Source organism: Polynucleobacter sp. AP-Capit-er-40B-B4 (genome assembly GCF_018882245.1).
Lineage (GTDB): Bacteria > Pseudomonadota > Gammaproteobacteria > Burkholderiales > Burkholderiaceae > Polynucleobacter.
The window spans coordinates 76,028-91,464 of record NZ_JACVOV010000004.1 but is presented as its reverse complement, the minus strand read 5'-3'; the positions used below and the strand labels follow the sequence as shown (position 1 = coordinate 91,464).

At 45.2% G+C, this 15,437-nt stretch carries 14 protein-coding genes and 1 tRNA gene; 13 read left to right on the top strand and 2 right to left on the bottom strand.

Features of this window, described 5'->3' with window-relative positions; all coding sequences use genetic code 11:
- Positions 1-35: 35 nt before the first annotated feature.
- From ICN19_RS09715 to ICN19_RS09690, 6 genes are all read left to right on the top strand, one after another.
- Positions 36-419, top strand: a complete 384-nt coding sequence (locus tag ICN19_RS09715) for a translational machinery protein (RefSeq protein WP_216247489.1) — start codon at positions 36-38, stop codon at positions 417-419.
- Positions 416-682: a DUF1488 family protein gene (locus ICN19_RS09710; RefSeq protein WP_216247487.1), complete on the top strand. Its 267-nt coding sequence runs from the start codon at positions 416-418 to the stop codon at positions 680-682. Before ICN19_RS09715 ends, ICN19_RS09710 begins: the two co-directional genes overlap by 4 nt.
- A gap of 9 nt (positions 683-691) precedes the next feature.
- Positions 692-949 carry a hypothetical protein gene (locus ICN19_RS09705; protein WP_215383498.1) on the top strand — a complete coding sequence of 86 codons (258 nt, stop codon included), beginning with the start codon at positions 692-694 and terminating at the stop codon, positions 947-949.
- Between the two features lie 111 nt (positions 950-1,060).
- Positions 1,061-1,954, top strand: coding sequence for a pseudouridine synthase (locus ICN19_RS09700; protein ID WP_216247485.1), 894 nt, complete (start codon positions 1,061-1,063; stop codon positions 1,952-1,954).
- 6 nt (positions 1,955-1,960) lie between these two features.
- A complete protein-coding gene (dusA, locus tag ICN19_RS09695; RefSeq protein ID WP_216860686.1) occupies positions 1,961-3,043 on the top strand; it encodes a tRNA dihydrouridine(20/20a) synthase DusA in 1,083 nt (360 codons plus the stop codon).
- A 67-nt stretch (positions 3,044-3,110) separates the two neighbouring features.
- A tRNA-His gene (locus ICN19_RS09690) sits at positions 3,111-3,186 on the top strand.
- Positions 3,187-3,241: 55 nt separating this feature from the next.
- Here ICN19_RS09690 and ICN19_RS09685 read toward each other — a convergent pair.
- Positions 3,242-3,733, bottom strand: coding sequence for a hypothetical protein (locus tag ICN19_RS09685; RefSeq protein WP_216247483.1), 492 nt, complete (start codon positions 3,731-3,733; stop codon positions 3,242-3,244).
- Positions 3,734-3,834: 101 nt separating this feature from the next.
- On the opposite strand from ICN19_RS09685, the gene ICN19_RS09680 reads away from it, so the two are divergent.
- From ICN19_RS09680 to ICN19_RS09650, 7 genes are read left to right on the top strand one after another with little or no spacing between them, the layout of a single operon-like run.
- Positions 3,835-5,064 carry an HD domain-containing phosphohydrolase gene (locus ICN19_RS09680; protein ID WP_216247481.1) on the top strand — a complete coding sequence of 410 codons (1,230 nt, stop codon included), beginning with the start codon at positions 3,835-3,837 and terminating at the stop codon, positions 5,062-5,064.
- A 2-nt stretch (positions 5,065-5,066) separates the two neighbouring features.
- The gene (locus ICN19_RS09675; protein ID WP_216247479.1) at positions 5,067-5,900 is read left to right on the top strand and encodes a GGDEF domain-containing protein; all 834 of its coding nucleotides are present in this window, start codon (positions 5,067-5,069) and stop codon (positions 5,898-5,900) included.
- Positions 5,901-5,939: 39 nt separating this feature from the next.
- Positions 5,940-6,284, top strand: coding sequence for a diacylglycerol kinase (locus tag ICN19_RS09670; RefSeq protein ID WP_216247477.1), 345 nt, complete (start codon positions 5,940-5,942; stop codon positions 6,282-6,284).
- Positions 6,284-6,976 carry a hypothetical protein gene (locus tag ICN19_RS09665; protein ID WP_216247476.1) on the top strand — a complete coding sequence of 231 codons (693 nt, stop codon included), beginning with the start codon at positions 6,284-6,286 and terminating at the stop codon, positions 6,974-6,976. The genes ICN19_RS09670 and ICN19_RS09665 overlap by 1 nt, the downstream gene beginning before the upstream one ends.
- Positions 6,976-9,708, top strand: a complete 2,733-nt coding sequence (gene bcsA / locus ICN19_RS09660; RefSeq protein ID WP_216247475.1) for a UDP-forming cellulose synthase catalytic subunit — start codon at positions 6,976-6,978, stop codon at positions 9,706-9,708. The genes ICN19_RS09665 and bcsA overlap by 1 nt, the downstream gene beginning before the upstream one ends.
- Positions 9,709-9,712: 4 nt before the next feature.
- Positions 9,713-13,510 (top strand): cellulose synthase subunit BcsC-related outer membrane protein, encoded by a 3,798-nt coding sequence (locus tag ICN19_RS09655; RefSeq protein WP_216247473.1) that lies wholly within the window; start codon positions 9,713-9,715, stop codon positions 13,508-13,510.
- Positions 13,511-13,520: 10 nt separating this feature from the next.
- Positions 13,521-13,895: a tetratricopeptide repeat protein gene (locus ICN19_RS09650; RefSeq protein WP_216247471.1), complete on the top strand. Its 375-nt coding sequence runs from the start codon at positions 13,521-13,523 to the stop codon at positions 13,893-13,895.
- Here the strand turns inward: ICN19_RS09650 and bcsG are convergent.
- On the bottom strand, positions 13,892-15,436 hold the full coding sequence (gene bcsG / locus ICN19_RS09645) for a cellulose biosynthesis protein BcsG (protein ID WP_216247469.1): 1,545 nt from the start codon (positions 15,434-15,436) through the stop codon (positions 13,892-13,894). The genes ICN19_RS09650 and bcsG overlap by 4 nt on opposite strands.
- Between the last annotated feature and the right edge of the window lies 1 nt (position 15,437).

Sequence of the window (15,437 nt, the reverse complement as noted above, 5' to 3'; positions counted from 1 at the left end):
GGTGAAAGATTCATCGATATAAAAATAGGAAAACAATGTCTTTAAATCACGCAGTTATTTGGATTGACCATAAAGAAGCCCATGTGATGTTTTTGAGTGCCGACGCTAGCGAGGCCGAAGTCATCAAAACGAAGTCTAGCCATGCCCATTTACACCACAAGGGCGGGGTTGTTGGTAGTGGAAAACTCGAGCTAGATTCTAAGTATCTACACTCTGTTATTCAGGCGGTCACTTTATCTAAAGAGATTTTGGTAATTGGCCCAGGATCAGCGAAGCTTGAGCTCATTAAGCACGCTCATCACCATGACCCTAAGGTTGCCGAAAAGATTGTTGGTGTTGAGACTGTTGATCACCCAACGGATAAAGAGATTTTGGCGTACGCACGTAAGTTCTTCTATAAAGTGGATCAGATGTTATGAGTATTGAGTTTGTAGGGCCGGCAATTTTGGCTGCTGATGGTGGCGTTATTTATATTGCCAAGTTAGATGGCAAGGATGTGCAATGCCACTTTAGTTATGAGGCATTAGAAGATATAGATCCTGACTCTGTTTTTGGAGATGCTTTAGAGCATTTCTCAAAACATCGGTTACTGCTTTTATCTGCGGCAGAAAAGAAACTCCTCAAAGGCTTGAGTCATAATGGTCAGCTACAAATTAGCAGTAACGATTTACGTCTTGAATAGGGGAAAATGATGACTAAAGAAGCGCTAGGACCAGATGGTTTGCCAGGGCATGATTATTTCTTGGATGCCGTCAATCATATTGATGAGGCTGTTGCTAGCGAGACCATTGCTATTGGCGCAGCCAAAGGCATTGTCTTCAGTCTGGTGGAGACTCTAGGCGCCATGGTTGGCGATCCAGATCTTCCAAATCATTTGAAATCTGGTTATATGGGTGCACTTGATCTCGCGGTAGAGCTGGAGGCTAAGTTAGCCAAGAGAAGTAAATAAGTATCGGCTGGCAAAGTACAAAGAAAGCAAAAAGGGTGGCTAGGCCACCCTTTTTATTAATTGTTACTCAAATCCTTTAAAATTGCCTTACTGAAATCTTAAGCTAGATACATGAAAGTTAATTCCGAGGGGGTATCCTCATCACGCGTTTATCTGCCGGCAGATAAACATTACCCCAGTCTCTTGAATTTCTTTATCAGTCAATTTCCTCATATTGAAAAGAGTGAGTGGGAAGCTCGCTTTAGTGAAGGCTTGGTGATGACGGTCGATGGGCAGCCTGTAAAACCTCAAGATGTCTATCAACCTAGTACTCACTTAATTTATTTCAGGCGACTGGCTAAAGAACCAGACATCCCTTTCGAAGAAGAAATTCTGTTTCAGGATGCGCATATTGTGGTTGCTGATAAGCCACACTTCCTGCCAGTTACACCAAGCGGCCTGTATTTGCATCAAACCTTGCTTAACCGGCTCAAGAAAAAAACTGGCATCCAAACTCTAAGCCCCATTCATCGAATCGATCGCGATACAGCTGGCCTAGTCATCTTCTCGGTTAATCCAAGTGAGAGGGCGCAATATCAAAATCTCTTTCGAGATCGCGTAGTAAAGAAAGTGTACGAAGCAATAGCGCCATATTCAGAGACGCTTGAGAAAAATCTGCCGATGACCTATCAAAGCAGGCTTGAGGAGTCCGAACACTTTCTGCAAATGCAAGAAGTGAAGGGCGAGCCTAATACCGATACCGAAATAGAACTCATCAATGCTTCAAAGCCCTGGGCAAAGTATCGTTTAACGCCGGGTAGCGGCAAAAAGCATCAGTTGCGCTGTCACCTCAATAGTCTCGGCATTCCGATTAAAGGTGATCAGATCTACCCAATTTTGACGCCTTATCAAGAGTATGATTTGGACTTTTCAAACCCCCTACAACTCTTGGCAAAAGAAATTCATTTCAAAGATCCGATTAGCAATGAAAGTAGATCCTTTTTTAGTAAGAGAGCGCTTCGCTAGATCAATATGAGCGCTAACAATAAAAAACGCCTTGCAGTAGCCCCCATGATGGAATGGACTGATCGCCATTGCCGTTCGTTTCATCGTACGCTGACTAAAGAAGCTGTTCTCTATACAGAGATGGTCACCACGGGCGCACTCATGCATGGTGATGTGCCACGCCATTTGGATTACTCGCAGGATCAACACCCCGTAGTTCTGCAATTAGGTGGGTCAGAGCCCTCTGATCTGGCTAAATCAGCAGAACTCGCCCAACAGTGGGGCTACGATGAAATTGATTTGAATTGTGGTTGTCCATCTGAGCGTGTGCAGCGTGGCGCCTTTGGGGCTTGCCTAATGGCCGAGCCTAATCTGGTAGCAGAGTGTGTCCGATCTATGAAGAGTGCGGTGGATATTCCGATCTCAGTAAAACACCGCCTTGGCTTAGATTCCATGGATGCTGAAAACTCAGAAGCCGATTATCAATTTGCACTCAATTTCATTCTTGCGGTAGCTGATGCTGGCGCTAGTCAAGTCACCATTCATGCGCGCAATGCAGTGCTCAAAGGTTTATCTCCAAAGGAGAATCGCAGTAAACCACCGTTGCATTACGCAGTGGCTGCAAAACTCAGATTAGATGCGCAGAAACAATTCCCTGAATTAAAAGTCTTGCTTAACGGTGGCCTAGAAACCAATGAGCAAATCGCGGGTCACTGGAATGACTTTGATGGCTTCATGGTTGGGCGCGCCGCTTATCATTTCCCTGCACTGCTTTTAGGTTGGGATGACATGATTAATACTGATGGCGATGCTGCTGGCTATCTCTTTAGTGAAACTGAATGGCACCGCATTCAAATTGCATTGGTTAAACAAGTTCACGCATGGTTTGATGAATGCCAAGGCAAAGGAAAATCTTTTTATATCGGCGCATTCACAAGGCATATTCTTGGGTTGGCGCATGGCAGAGCAGGCTCTCGTTATTGGCGTCAGAGACTCTCAGATCACCATGCTTTGGCCAAGGTGCAGAGCAAAGCCGCAATTACCGACTTTTTCATCGATGCGAGCTTATGCCTTGGGGATTGGGCCGCTTTTGAGTTCGAAACCTCTTAAGTTGGGCCTTAAAAGGGGTATTTTTGACAGGTTTTTGGTCAAAAAGCTATAATCTAGGTCTTCAGTGGCGGACGTAGCTCAGTTGGTAGAGTCCCAGATTGTGATTCTGGTTGTCGCGGGTTCGAGCCCCGTCGTTCGCCCCACAAGATTTAAGTAAAAAAGCTCCTAATCAGGAGCTTTTTGCTTTTGTAGGTCTGATTATTTCTTGCCGCGCGCAGATCTAGCAGATTCAGCTGCGAGGTTAGACATCTTCACGGCTTCAGCTGCAGCCATGGCAGCCCGCTTAGTGGCTTCGGCAGCTTCTGCGGATGCCAAGATAGAAGACTCCTCTGCTTGATGAGCGACGGCTGCAGCGGCGGCAGCAGCAGCAGCAGAAGCGGCAGCAGCAGCTTCAATGGCGGCCTCAGCAGAAGCGGCAGCAGCATCAGCGGCGGCCTCAGCTGCATCAACTACGGCTTCAGAAGCTGCTAATTTGGCAGCGGTTGCGCAGTTCTTTGCAGATAGAGAGGCCTTTTCAGCCGATATAGCCGCTCTTTTGGCCGCTTCAAGTGCGCTCGTAGTCAGAGTCTTGAGGGTGCCTAGTGCCTCGGCATAGCGGGCATTTACGGTGATGTAGCCTTGACGCAAATTGCTGACTTCAGTCTCCAGACTAATTAGCTTTGCGTAAATCTTTTCAATGTCGTCCTTCATGCGTCCTTAATGAGTCCTAAGTAATTACTTTCCGATTTAATAGTGATCTTATTTATGATTAATAGCAAGGTTTTTATAGTTTTTAGATCCATAATCAAGGTATGAAAACAAAGCCATTAGGCGCGCCAAGAGCCCCATCCCAAGAGGCTATTCGAGAAGAGTTAGAGAAACGTGGTTGGGCATTATCTGCGCTATCAGAAGCTGCTGCTGCGCTGGCTCGTGCTAACTCTACAGAATTGCTGATACAAGAGGTTTGTGAAGCAATTGCTGCTCAGGGTCCATATGTACTTGCATGGGTAGGTAGAGCTGAAAACGATGCCTTCAGAACGGTAAAGGTAGTTGGCGCGGCTGGTTCAGCTGTGGGGTATATCAGCAATATTTTGGTGAGCTGGTCAGAATCTGAGATAACCGGTCGCGGCCCGGCTGGAAGCTGTATTCGTAACAATAAAACTAGCGTGGTGATTGATGGTGAAACTGATTCTGGATTTGAGGCTTGGCGTCAGCGTGCCAAAGAGTTTGGCATTCGATCTGTAATTGGATGCCCAATACCGGATGGATTTACAGGTATGCCCTTTGGCTCGCTCATGGTCTATTCAAAAGTTCCGAATACATTTGGCGCATCAGAAGTTCAGCTTTTTGAAAGTCTTGCCAAGGAAATTGGATTTGGTTTGCGTTCAATTGAGCGACAACATAAGTTGGATGACCAAATTCATGAAAAAGAGCTTACTCAAGAGCGCTTGTCTACAGCCTTGCGATCAACAATTGAGGCGATGTCTAAAACCATGGAATGGCGCGATCCCTATACCGCCGGTCATCAAAAGAGGGTTGCCAGCATTTCTATGGCAATTGCTCGAAAACTGGGCTGGGAAAACGAGCGAATTCAGGCTCTTTATATGGCTGCAATGGTGCATGACATTGGCAAGATGGCAGTCCCTTCCGAGGTACTGACAAAGCCATCTAGGCTTACCGATCTTGAAATGCAGTTGGTCCAGGGGCACGTAGAAGCAGGCTATCAAATCCTCAAAGACATACCATTTCCATGGCCCATTGCTGATATGGTGCATCAACATCACGAGCGCTTGGATGGCAGTGGATATCCAAACCATCTTCAGGGTGATCAGATTTGTGAAGAGGCTAGAGTCCTTGCTGTAGCTGACACGATTGAAGCGATGGCAACTCATAGACCTTACCGCCCGGCCAAAGGATTGGTTGCGGCTTTAGATGAAGTTCGAGTAGAAGCGGGTATAAAGTTAGACGCCAGAGTAGTGGATGCCGCTTTTAAACTTCTTACAGGTGAAAATGAGCTGCAAAAAATTATTGATACTCAGTAACTATGGGAGCTAAGTTTTTTTCAATCACCTTTTATGTGATGGCGGTGGTGGCGCAGGTGGGCGTTACTGCATATGCGCTCAACTTATTTTTTCGATCTAAACAGTATCGCCTCGCTAGCGGCCTATTAGCACTTAGCTTTGGTTTAATGATCGGCAGGAGAGTGGCTCCGATAGTGCTTTTCTATACCGAAGGGCATTACAACCTGTTCGATGCTTTTCTGGCCCTGACTATTTCGTTGCTGATGTTTTTTGGGGCGGTGCAGCTTAAAAAAATTATCACTGACTTAGAGATTAAGAACTTTATGTTGGATCGCAGTTCTAAAACGGATTCTTTAACCCAAGCATTGAGTCGCTCTGAAACTTTTGCTAGAGCGGAATTGGAGATTGAAAGATCTCTGCGCACCCAAGACCCACTGTCTTTTCTGATGCTTGATATTGATCTATTTAAAAACATTAATGATCGATATGGTCACCCGCTTGGCGATGTTGTTTTAGTAAACCTAGTGAAGCATTGCCAGGAAGAGTTGAGAGTGATTGACATCTTTGGTAGGGTAGGTGGTGAAGAGTTTTTTGTCGTTTTGCCTGGGAACTCAATGAATCAGGCTGCTGAGGTGGCTGAGCGCCTGCGCAAAAGAGTGGCTTCTTTGCCTTGTGCCGTAGTAGATGGCAAAGAGGTATTTATCACTATCAGTATTGGGGTAGCGTGCTTTAGCTCCCAAAGCCAGGGCGAGACTAAGGCGCCACAAGTATTGAGGGTGTTTTATGCCAGAGCGGATGAGGCCATGTATCAAGCCAAGTCAAATGGCCGAAACCGAACCGAGCTTTGGACTCAATAAACCAATAAAATCGATAATATTCATAAAAAATATACATTAATGCAAAAAAAGCGAAATATTATTGACGCAACCATCAATGCAGTTGAAGGGCTAAAAGAGCTCATCCTGCAAAAGGCTGCGCGCAGAGAGTTGATCTTGGCTGTGATTGCAATTGGATTCTTTTGTTATCGTCCCAATGTATACACAGTGCTCATTGCAGTATTGTCTTTGGTCTTATTGGCAGTAGAGGCGCTTAACACTGCTATTGAAAAAACTTGCGATTTAATTACCCTTGAGCAGCACCCAGAGATAAAAAAAATTAAAGATTTGGGTGCGGCAGCTGTGATGATTATCGTGCTGGCCATTGTTTTAATCTTTATTCGATACTTGTCACCATTTTTCTGATGGGTAACTTTTTAAGCGCCTTTCACATTCACATTATCCCCAGGGATGATGGGGCGCCCCTTGATGAGCCATCCGCTCACAGCGCACGCCAAAAGATGATTCAGTTGATTGCAAAGATCTGCAAAGATTATCACGGTGTAGTGCTGGATGGTTTTGATGAAAAAATTGTTTACACATTTAATAATGTGAATTTTGCAACCCATGCATCTGTTGCCATTGAAATTGAAGCCGACTCATTAAATGCAAAAAATCATTCGAGCCCTATCTGTTTGACTTCTATCGGAATAGTTTCCCTAATTAATCCCTTCACTGGTTTAAGAGAGGATGAGCGATCTGTGCAGTTAGCGTCATTTATGGCTGAGGCTGCTGGACCTGGAGAGCTTTATCTATCCGAGGGTGCTTATGAATCTTTGGCAAACCCAGAAGAGCTTTTGTGTCGGTTTACAAGACAGCTGATGCGAACTGGGGAAGATCGAGCGCTCAATGCCTATGTGGTCTTCTGGAGTCCAACCGAGGTTGATTTAGGCAAGTTGCACAAAGATCCAGAGGCGGTTGACTTGGAGATTCAACCTATTCGCTCATTTGGTTTGAAATTGGTATCTGCAGTATTGCTGCTATTTCTGGGAGTGCTACTGCTTACTGTGGGCTATGAATCCCTCTGGGCCTGGTTTATTCAAATGGTGTATCGCTAATGTTTCTGCGAGATCGCCACTCCAGGATCACTGCAAGCTTGTGTATGTTTGCGGTAGGTATTGGCCTCATGATTTTTTTCGCCGAGGAATTGCTTAATTTTGGCGGCCAGCTATATCTGGGGTGGGGTAGCTTCTTCATTATTTTCTTAATGTCGAAGGTAAAGCATTTTCGCAATCAACCTTGGCGCTCTCTATTTATTGTTCTAGCCTTATTTGTCAGCTGCCGTTATATGGCATGGCGCATTTTCGATACCTTGACATACACCGGATTTTTTGACTTTATCGGCACTGCCTTATTGTTTTTGGCAGAGACCTATGGCTTTACCTTGTTTTTGCTGGACATGTTTGTGAACTTCTCGCCGATGGCCAGTGAGATCGTTCCGCTCTTCAAAGATGAGTCAAATTATCCATCGGTAGATGTCTTTATTCCGACCTACGATGAGGCGGAGAGCATCGTCCGAATGACGGTTACTGCTGCTACCCAGATTCAATACCCCAAAGAGAAGTTACAGATCTATATTCTTGATGATGGCGGCACGCATGCTAAGCGTCGTAGCAAAGATTCTGGTGCTAAGGCTTGGCGCCGACATTACAGCTTACGTAAGTTAGCTAAAGAGCTTGGTGTTAACTACATCACCCGCGATACCAATCAAAAAGCAAAAGCAGGAAACATTAACCATGCCTTGCAGCATAGCAATGGCGACCTCGTGTTGATTTTGGATTGCGATCAGGTTCCGACCAGCGATATCTTGAGAAATACGGTAGGGCAGTTTGTAAGTGACCCAAAGATGTTCTTGGTCCAAACCCCGCATTTCTTTATCAATGAGACACCAGTAAATAACGTCATTACCGGGATCTCTAACCGACCTGATGAAAGCGAAATGTTTTATCGCAAAATTCAGCCGGCGATGAACTTTTGGAATGCGGCATTCTTTTGTGGTTCTGCTGCGGTGTTGCGCCGCAAGTATTTAATGGAGGTGGGCGGCATTGCCCTCAAATCTATTACCGAGGATTGTGAAACCTCTTTAATACTGCATGCGCACGGCTATAACAGCAGCTACATCAATAAGCCCATGATATGTGGGCTATCCCCAGAAACGCCGTCTGATTACTTAACTCAGCATTCTCGTTGGGCAAAAGGCATGTTGCAAATATTGATGCACTACAACCCTTTATTTATGCGGGGCTTGAGCTTGCCACAACGGTTAGCCTATTTTTCATCTTCTTATTCTTGGTTATTTGGATTTGCACGCTACATCTTTTTCCTAGCACCTTCAGCCTTCTTGATCTTAGGCCTGAATGTATATGCAGCCAATTGGCATGAGATGGTTGACTTCACCGTTCCCTACGCCTTGAGTATTCTGGTGGTGATTTCCTATTTCTTCGCTGGCTCTCGGCAATTATTCTTTTCAGAGATTTATGAAACCGTAAAAGGTTTTAGGATGATTCGAGAGCTCATGCCTGTATTGCTCAATCCCTGGAAGCAAAAATTCTTGGTAACTCCCAAAGGCCTTACTTTAGAAAAAGAGCAGCTTAGCTGGGATGCATTCCCCTTATTTGTTCTTGTGACCATCAATGCAATTTCTATTGGTATCGCTGCAGTACGCTGGTATTACGAGCCAATATGGCATGACAACATCATCATTACCGCGGTATGGTGCTGTATCAATATATGGCTAGGTTTAATGTCCTTGGGCGCGTTCTGGGAAAAGCGTCAGATCAGGGCGTACTATCGAATTGGTGGGGGCGGCACTATTACGATCAATCGGCCCGGGGCTGCGCCTATTTCTGCAGAATTAGAAGATGTCTCAGCCAGCGGTTTGGGATTTGCTTTGCCACTTGATACACAGTTAGTGGTTGGCGAACAACTGGTAATGAATACGCAAGATAGTTATGGTAATCACTATGCCTTTGAGGCAAAGGTTGTTCGCTTACAGAAAGAAGCTAATCATTATTTCTGTGGTACTCAATTTATAGCTAAGCAAGTGGCTAGCCCAGAGGCGATCGCATTCGTATATGGTGATAGTGGACGCTGGCAACGCATTTGGGATGCTAGCGCAGAACTCAAGCAATCCAAACTCCAGCTGTACTTATTAACCAAGCTAGGACTGCGAGCTGTTCGTGAAAATTCGGCTGGTTACTTTGCTTACATCGCAAAAAGTATCGGCACCTTTGTCGTAATGCTATTTAATCCTTACTTCTGGTTTTATGCTATCACCGGTGCAATCAATTGGATTATTTATTTATTTTATTTGTTTGTGGTTTATACAATCGGACTGGTAGATAAGCAACACGCAAGAACATTCCCGCGTTTACAGGCTGGGGAAAAGATGACGGTCTATTTTCCGAAGTTGGATGCCACTTTAGAGGGTTGGCTCTTTGACATCTCTCTGACTGGTGTAGGCATCAGAGTCAATCTCCCATTTTTGATTGATGACAATGAAATGATTGAGGTTTTTGTATCGGGCATTACTCAAGCGCAGCACCGAATGGATTGCATCATTCGCCGAGTGATTAAAGATGGCGACGAAGTGATTTTGGGCGCCGAATTTATTGTAGACAACAGCAATTTCTTTAAGGTGGTGAGCTTTGTATATGGTCAAGGCTCAAAAATGGTCTTCTCATTGGCGGTTCAGAATTTAAAGCGTATCTTGTCATACCTCTTCTTAGTCGGGGAGTTGGCAGAAGAGCGCAAGAGTCTAATGCCTTCTCCTAACAAACCTTCAAAGTAATCGCTTGAAATCAAGAATTCTCCGATCTTGTATTGCAACTCTTCTGATGGGTTCAGTTGGAGTGGGGATCGTCTGTGCATCAGAAAAAACACCCAGTAGACAAGAGAGTATGGAGGCTAGAAGGGTCCTAACTCAGGCAACCATTCTTCAAAAGAGCGGAAAGCCAGCCGAGGCGAATGCGCTATTAAAAGAAAAATTTCCTAGTGGTCCGCCTGCAGGAGAGTTGGCGGTTGGCTATTACAAAATTATTGCAAGCATGCCCGATGGTTGGGCTGAGGCTCGTGCTGGCTTAGAGGCCTTAGTGAAGTCTGATCGTCGCAATCTGCAATATGCCCTTGCTTTAGATGCCTTGCTTGGGACCAAGAAAGATACTCGCGATTTGGCCTTTAACAATTTATCTGAGTTATACAAGGATCGAAAGGTTGATAAGCAGCGGGTTTTGCAGGTTTGGCGAGAGGTCCTCAATGCACAAGAGAGTGGGGCAGACCTCATTCCGTACTATCAAAAATATCTAGAGGTTGATCCGCATAACCAAGAAATTACCGCTCGCTGGACTGCTGAAACTGAAGCCTTAGCCGAGCGTAAACGCATTGCCAATGATCCGTTGCTAAGTCGTCGTCAGCTTGGCTTGGATTTATTGGATAAGGGCGATATCGTGGGTGCAGAACCACTGTTACTGGATACGATTAAAGCTTTACCCAAAGATTACTTAGCATTGGGTGGCATGGGTTTAATTCGGATGAGACAGGGCAATTATGAAGAGGCGATTACCTATTTTCAGAAAGCACTAGCGTTAAATCCACAAAACAGCGGCAAGTGGAAGGGCCTCATTGCTACTAGTCAGTACTGGATGCAAATTCATCAGGCAGAAGATGCGCGCGATAAAAAGAATTATTCCTTAGCCACGGAGAAGATCCGCTCAGCAATTAAACTGGAGCCACAGGGTTCTGAAGCAATAGCTGTATTGGGAACCATTGAAGTCGATCGAGGTAATAGCAAAGAGGCCGAAAAGCAGTTTCGAGAAGCCTTATCGATTGAGTCAGATAACGGGATTGCGATTCGGGGCTTGGTTCAATTATTGATTAATGCTGGTAAGCGTGATGAAGCGTTAGTGTTAATAAATTCTCAGGCCCCTGAAAATAGCCCTGCTGGCAAAAGATATGATTATCTGCGGGTAAAAATACTGAGCTCTCAAGCTGATGATTTAGTAAGTCAAGGGCAGGGCGATGCTGCTATTCCCTATCTTCTGCGCGCATTAAAGTTAGAACCACTCAATCCTTGGTTGCGTTTTCAATTAGCAGGAATTTATGAGAGTTCGGGGTCGCTCGATAAAGGCTTGACCTTGATGAAGGAGGGTTTAAGACTTGCGCCCAATGATCCGGAAATGATTAATGCCAATGTCCTTTTCTTGCTTAGTGCCGATAGGACTGATGATGCACTGGGTTTAATGCGTAATGCGCTAGCTAAGCCATCGGTGGATACAACTTCCTTGCGCTTAACATATGCCAAGGTGCTAAATCGCCTCCAAAGGGACGATGATTTAGCTCCTGTATTGCAGCAACTTAATAAGTCAAGGTTATCTGCAACAGAAAAAGCCACTTATGCGCAGATACAACTAGATTTTGATATTCGCCAAGCGCTCAAAGTTGGTGATACCTCAAAAGCAATTGCCCTCATGAAGCAGGCTATTGCTCTTGATGCAGACGATGTTTGGCTTCGCTTAGATTTAGCGCGTTTGTATGCGCAAACACATCGCCCTAAAGAGGGTATTGCACTTTTTGAGCAATATTTGAAATCGCACCCCGGCAACATTGAGGGCCTATACGCCTATGCCTTGTATTTATCAGGTCTCGAGCAAAATCAAGCGGCCTTAAAAGTCTTGGACAAAATTCCAGCAGCAGATCGCACCCCTAAAATCACACGCTTTCAAAGAAGTGTTTGGTTAGATCTGCAAATTGCGCAAGCAAAGGCGCTTAATGTGCAGGGAGATAAGGCAAAAGCCATTGCCCAACTCAGCTACTTAGAAGACGAGGTTTTGAATGATCCCGATCTTTTATCTTTGGTGGCGCTCACGTGGGGCTCGATTGGTAATGTAGAGCGTGGCAATACGCTTTTTGAAAAGATGGAGCAAGGTAACCCCAATTTAACTCCTGAGTGGCATTTGCGGTATGCAAATTACCTTTTAAATAATGATCAGCCAGCGAAATTCCAAAAGGAAATGAATTTACTTTCTGGGCAAAAGTTAAACCCAGCCCAAAAGCAGGATTATGTAGATCTACAGCAAGCAGCTCAACTCAAAGAAATTGGCAAGCTGATTACATCTGGCGATATTCAAATTGCTAATCAACAATTGCAGCCCCTAATTTCTGCTGATCCTAATAATTTTAAGATGATGTATCTCGATAGCCAGATTCAAAGAAGAGAAGGTTACCTGGATAAGGCGATTGATACTGAGCAGCGCGCACTTGCCAAGGCCCCTGTGCCGCTATCAAGCTATCACAGTCTTTCTACATTAAAGCCTGTCAACGAATTTGCTAAATCTACAGTAGGCGTAGGGCAATCTTCAAGCGGTTCTGGAGTTTCAGTATTCCAGATTGAACCCCCGGCATTACAGCCTTCGGCTGCTGCATCTGGAAGTGCCTATCAATATAAGCAAATGGCCGATATGTTGGATATGCGAACCAACTGGTTAGACGGCGCCGTAGATTATTTATCCTTGAATGGAACACCTGGCCAATCCTATTACCGAGCAACCGAAGTGCCCCTTGAGTGGAAAATGCCAGTCCGCTCCGATGAGAGAGTGACATTCCGCGCTGATCAAGTCAATATTAATGCGGGAACTATTAATGCGGGTAATGCTTACCAAGTGAGCACTTTCGGATCAATGGCTGCATGTACCGTCAATTGCCCAACCACTTTCTCAAATCAATCAGCATCAGGCACCGCCCTGAATGTTGGATATGAGAAGCAAAACTTTAAAGCGGATATCGGTACAACCCCTTTGGGATTCTTGACCCAAAACTGGATTGGTGGAGTGAAACAAAAACTAGATGCTGGTCCTCTTGGAGTCTCACTAGAACTGGCTCGTCGCCCTATGACCAGTACGTTGCTGTCTTATGCGGGCACGCGTGATCCAGTCACTGGATCGATATGGGGCGGAATGGTTGCTACCGGCGGAACCGTGGGCCTTAGCTTGGATAAGGGCGAAACATTTGGTGGCTGGACTTACTTTAGAGCAAGAAGCCTGACTGGTACGAATGTACAAAGCAATAGCGACAATCAATTTATGGCAGGACTTAACTATCGCATCATCAACGAGACAGATCGCCAGCTCTCTAGTGGCCTGACTGGGATGCTATGGGGCTTTAAACGAAATGCTGGTGAGTTCACCTATGGACAGGGCGGCTACTACAGCCCACAAAGCTATCGATCAGTAACGCTCCCATTGAATTATTCACAGCGCTTTGCTAGGTTCTCGTATGTGATCGGTGGCTCGGTATCGAGTAATTGGTCGCGTACCGATGCGGCGCCGTATTTCCCAACCAATGCTGCTTATCAGGCTGCAGCGGGCAATCCTTATTACTCCGCTAGCTCAGGCCCTGGAACTGCATCATCTTTCTTGGCTGCCTGGGAGTATCAAGTTTCACCATCAGTGTTTGTAGGTAATCGTCTAAAGCTAGAACGCTCACCATACTATGCGCCAAATAGTTTTGTTCTGTATGTCCGTATTGCGCTTGATGACACGGCACCACATCCAGTCCCATTGCAAACCCAGCCAGTAATTCCGACCTCGCGTTTTTAGGCGACCCATCATGATGAAACAAACTTCTAAAGCGTTACTGGTGTTGGTGTTTGGGTTGGTGGTGAGCTCATCGGCAAATGCGCAGGCGACCAATGTTGCCCCCCAGTTTGATCCCTATCTACCCGGAGAGCTTAATGAGAGGGCTCTCTATGCCTTAAAGAGCGAAGATATCCCAACAGCATTGATCTTGTTGGAGAGGGCGTATCGCTTAAACCCCAATAGCCCCGATATCAAATCCAATCTTGAGATCGTGCGAAATCTGGATAAACAGAAATTCCCTATTCAGGTTTCTGGTGAAGTTATTTATCTTGATGCTGCTGGTAATCCGATTGCCACAGAGGTAACTGGCGAGATACCAGCGCTCTGGCCAAGCCCTAAACCTTAATCGTTGGTTTCAAATAAATTCCAGTTGATATCGTTTGAGCGGAAGTAGTAAGAGGAGCCAAATTTCATAATGACCGAGTCTTCATTCTCAGCGACAAAACGCGTGCTAGGAATATTTTTTAAATAGACCTCTGGCGAAGGACTCGATTTATCAAAAGGGTTCTTGCCCACAAACTTGGAAAGTAAATCAGAAGCAGCAAGATAGCTAGTTGGCTGCCCAATAGTGTTGGTCTTCACTGGGTTATCCGGTTTGCCTGTAAACATAATGCCAACGGGTATATTTGTCACATTAGGACTTGGAATCTCACGCATACCTACGATTTCATTTTTATTACGACGAATAGCGGCACCATGCTCAGGAATAAAGATAATCACCGCTTGGCGTCCTGAGCTATTTACTTTGCTATAAAAGCGATCAATATCTTCTAACAATTTACGTGTTCTACGAGAATAGGTTTCGACGCTATTTTCCAGGCGAGCACCATCAAGAGCGCGATTGCCATCGTGCAAAGTGATCGTGTTGTAGAACAGGGCCACTCTCTCGTTAGGCAGCTTCATCCGTGCATCCCACCAATTGGAGAGCACAGAGTAGTCATCATAAACTTGCGAGCCGTCAAAGCCTCTTAGATAAGGAGTGGCCTGTTTGTTATCAAACAGTGGGGCAGTCAGAGCGCCTTCGTTTCTGATTTCCTTTAAGAGGTCGCCATATTTACCGTCGTGATTGAGTGCAAGCTGTGTTTGGAATCCTGCCTTGGCAAGGTTGTTAAAAAGCAAAGAATCCTCAACTGGTGGCTTATAGAGATCCCTTTGATCTTGTTGGCCGCGACTTGCACGCAATAGGCGAATGATTGATGGGCCGCTATAAGAAGATGCGGAATTAAAGCTTGTAAACAAATAATGAAAACGTTTAAATAGCGGATTATTTTCTTCTTTGATGTACTTCAGATCGTCCCAGGCCAGTGAGCAAATATTGATTACGAGTATGTCAAAGGCAGGGCCACCGGCTTTGGGTGATCGATTGAAGCCGGTACGTAAAGATTCATCAATAAAGAAACCGTCAAGAGACTCCGTCAGCTCAGTGTCACTTGGTAAGCCAATCACTTGACCCTCAGCATCGTAAGCCAACGGCCCCATATTGGTTTTTAGTGGCAGAAGCGTGCTGATAATTGCAAGAATTGCAATTGTGCTCATACGCAACTTCTTTGAAAGCAGGAAATAGATTACGTATAGAGCTATCAGCAATGCTAATACTTGCCAGTTCACAATGCGTGTTAGTAGCTCTAAGTAGTACTGGAAGCTAAAGTCTAGCAGTTGGCCAATCTTCGGTATGACGTTACGCAATGGCGGCAGTTGACTGTCAAAATAAAATAAAACAATACCGATAGGTAATGCCACCCATTTTCTAATTTGTAGTAGACGAGGGTGTGCGTGGGAGAAAATTAAACCAAGGGCAAATGCCGCGTTAACAAAAAAATGAAAGTTAACGTATCCCGTATAGAACAGGATGATCTTGATAATGAAATAAAAACTCCAAATTCTCATA

Excerpts from the sequence above, each read along its gene's own strand:
- ICN19_RS09715 (WP_216247489.1), top strand. The coding sequence starts at position 36 with ATGTCTTTAAATCACGCAGTTATTTGGATTGACCATAAAGAAGCCCAT.
- ICN19_RS09710 (WP_216247487.1), top strand. The coding sequence starts at position 416 with ATGAGTATTGAGTTTGTAGGGCCGGCAATTTTGGCTGCTGATGGTGGC.
- ICN19_RS09705 (WP_215383498.1), top strand. The coding sequence starts at position 692 with ATGACTAAAGAAGCGCTAGGACCAGATGGTTTGCCAGGGCATGATTAT.
- ICN19_RS09700 (WP_216247485.1), top strand. The coding sequence starts at position 1,061 with ATGAAAGTTAATTCCGAGGGGGTATCCTCATCACGCGTTTATCTGCCG.
- dusA (WP_216860686.1), top strand. The coding sequence starts at position 1,961 with ATGAGCGCTAACAATAAAAAACGCCTTGCAGTAGCCCCCATGATGGAA.
- ICN19_RS09685 (WP_216247483.1), bottom strand. The coding sequence starts at position 3,733 with ATGAAGGACGACATTGAAAAGATTTACGCAAAGCTAATTAGTCTGGAG.
- ICN19_RS09680 (WP_216247481.1), top strand. The coding sequence starts at position 3,835 with ATGAAAACAAAGCCATTAGGCGCGCCAAGAGCCCCATCCCAAGAGGCT.
- ICN19_RS09675 (WP_216247479.1), top strand. The coding sequence starts at position 5,067 with ATGGGAGCTAAGTTTTTTTCAATCACCTTTTATGTGATGGCGGTGGTG.
- ICN19_RS09670 (WP_216247477.1), top strand. The coding sequence starts at position 5,940 with ATGCAAAAAAAGCGAAATATTATTGACGCAACCATCAATGCAGTTGAA.
- ICN19_RS09665 (WP_216247476.1), top strand. The coding sequence starts at position 6,284 with ATGGGTAACTTTTTAAGCGCCTTTCACATTCACATTATCCCCAGGGAT.
- bcsA (WP_216247475.1), top strand. The coding sequence starts at position 6,976 with ATGTTTCTGCGAGATCGCCACTCCAGGATCACTGCAAGCTTGTGTATG.
- ICN19_RS09650 (WP_216247471.1), top strand. The coding sequence starts at position 13,521 with ATGATGAAACAAACTTCTAAAGCGTTACTGGTGTTGGTGTTTGGGTTG.
- bcsG (WP_216247469.1), bottom strand. The coding sequence starts at position 15,436 with ATGAGAATTTGGAGTTTTTATTTCATTATCAAGATCATCCTGTTCTAT.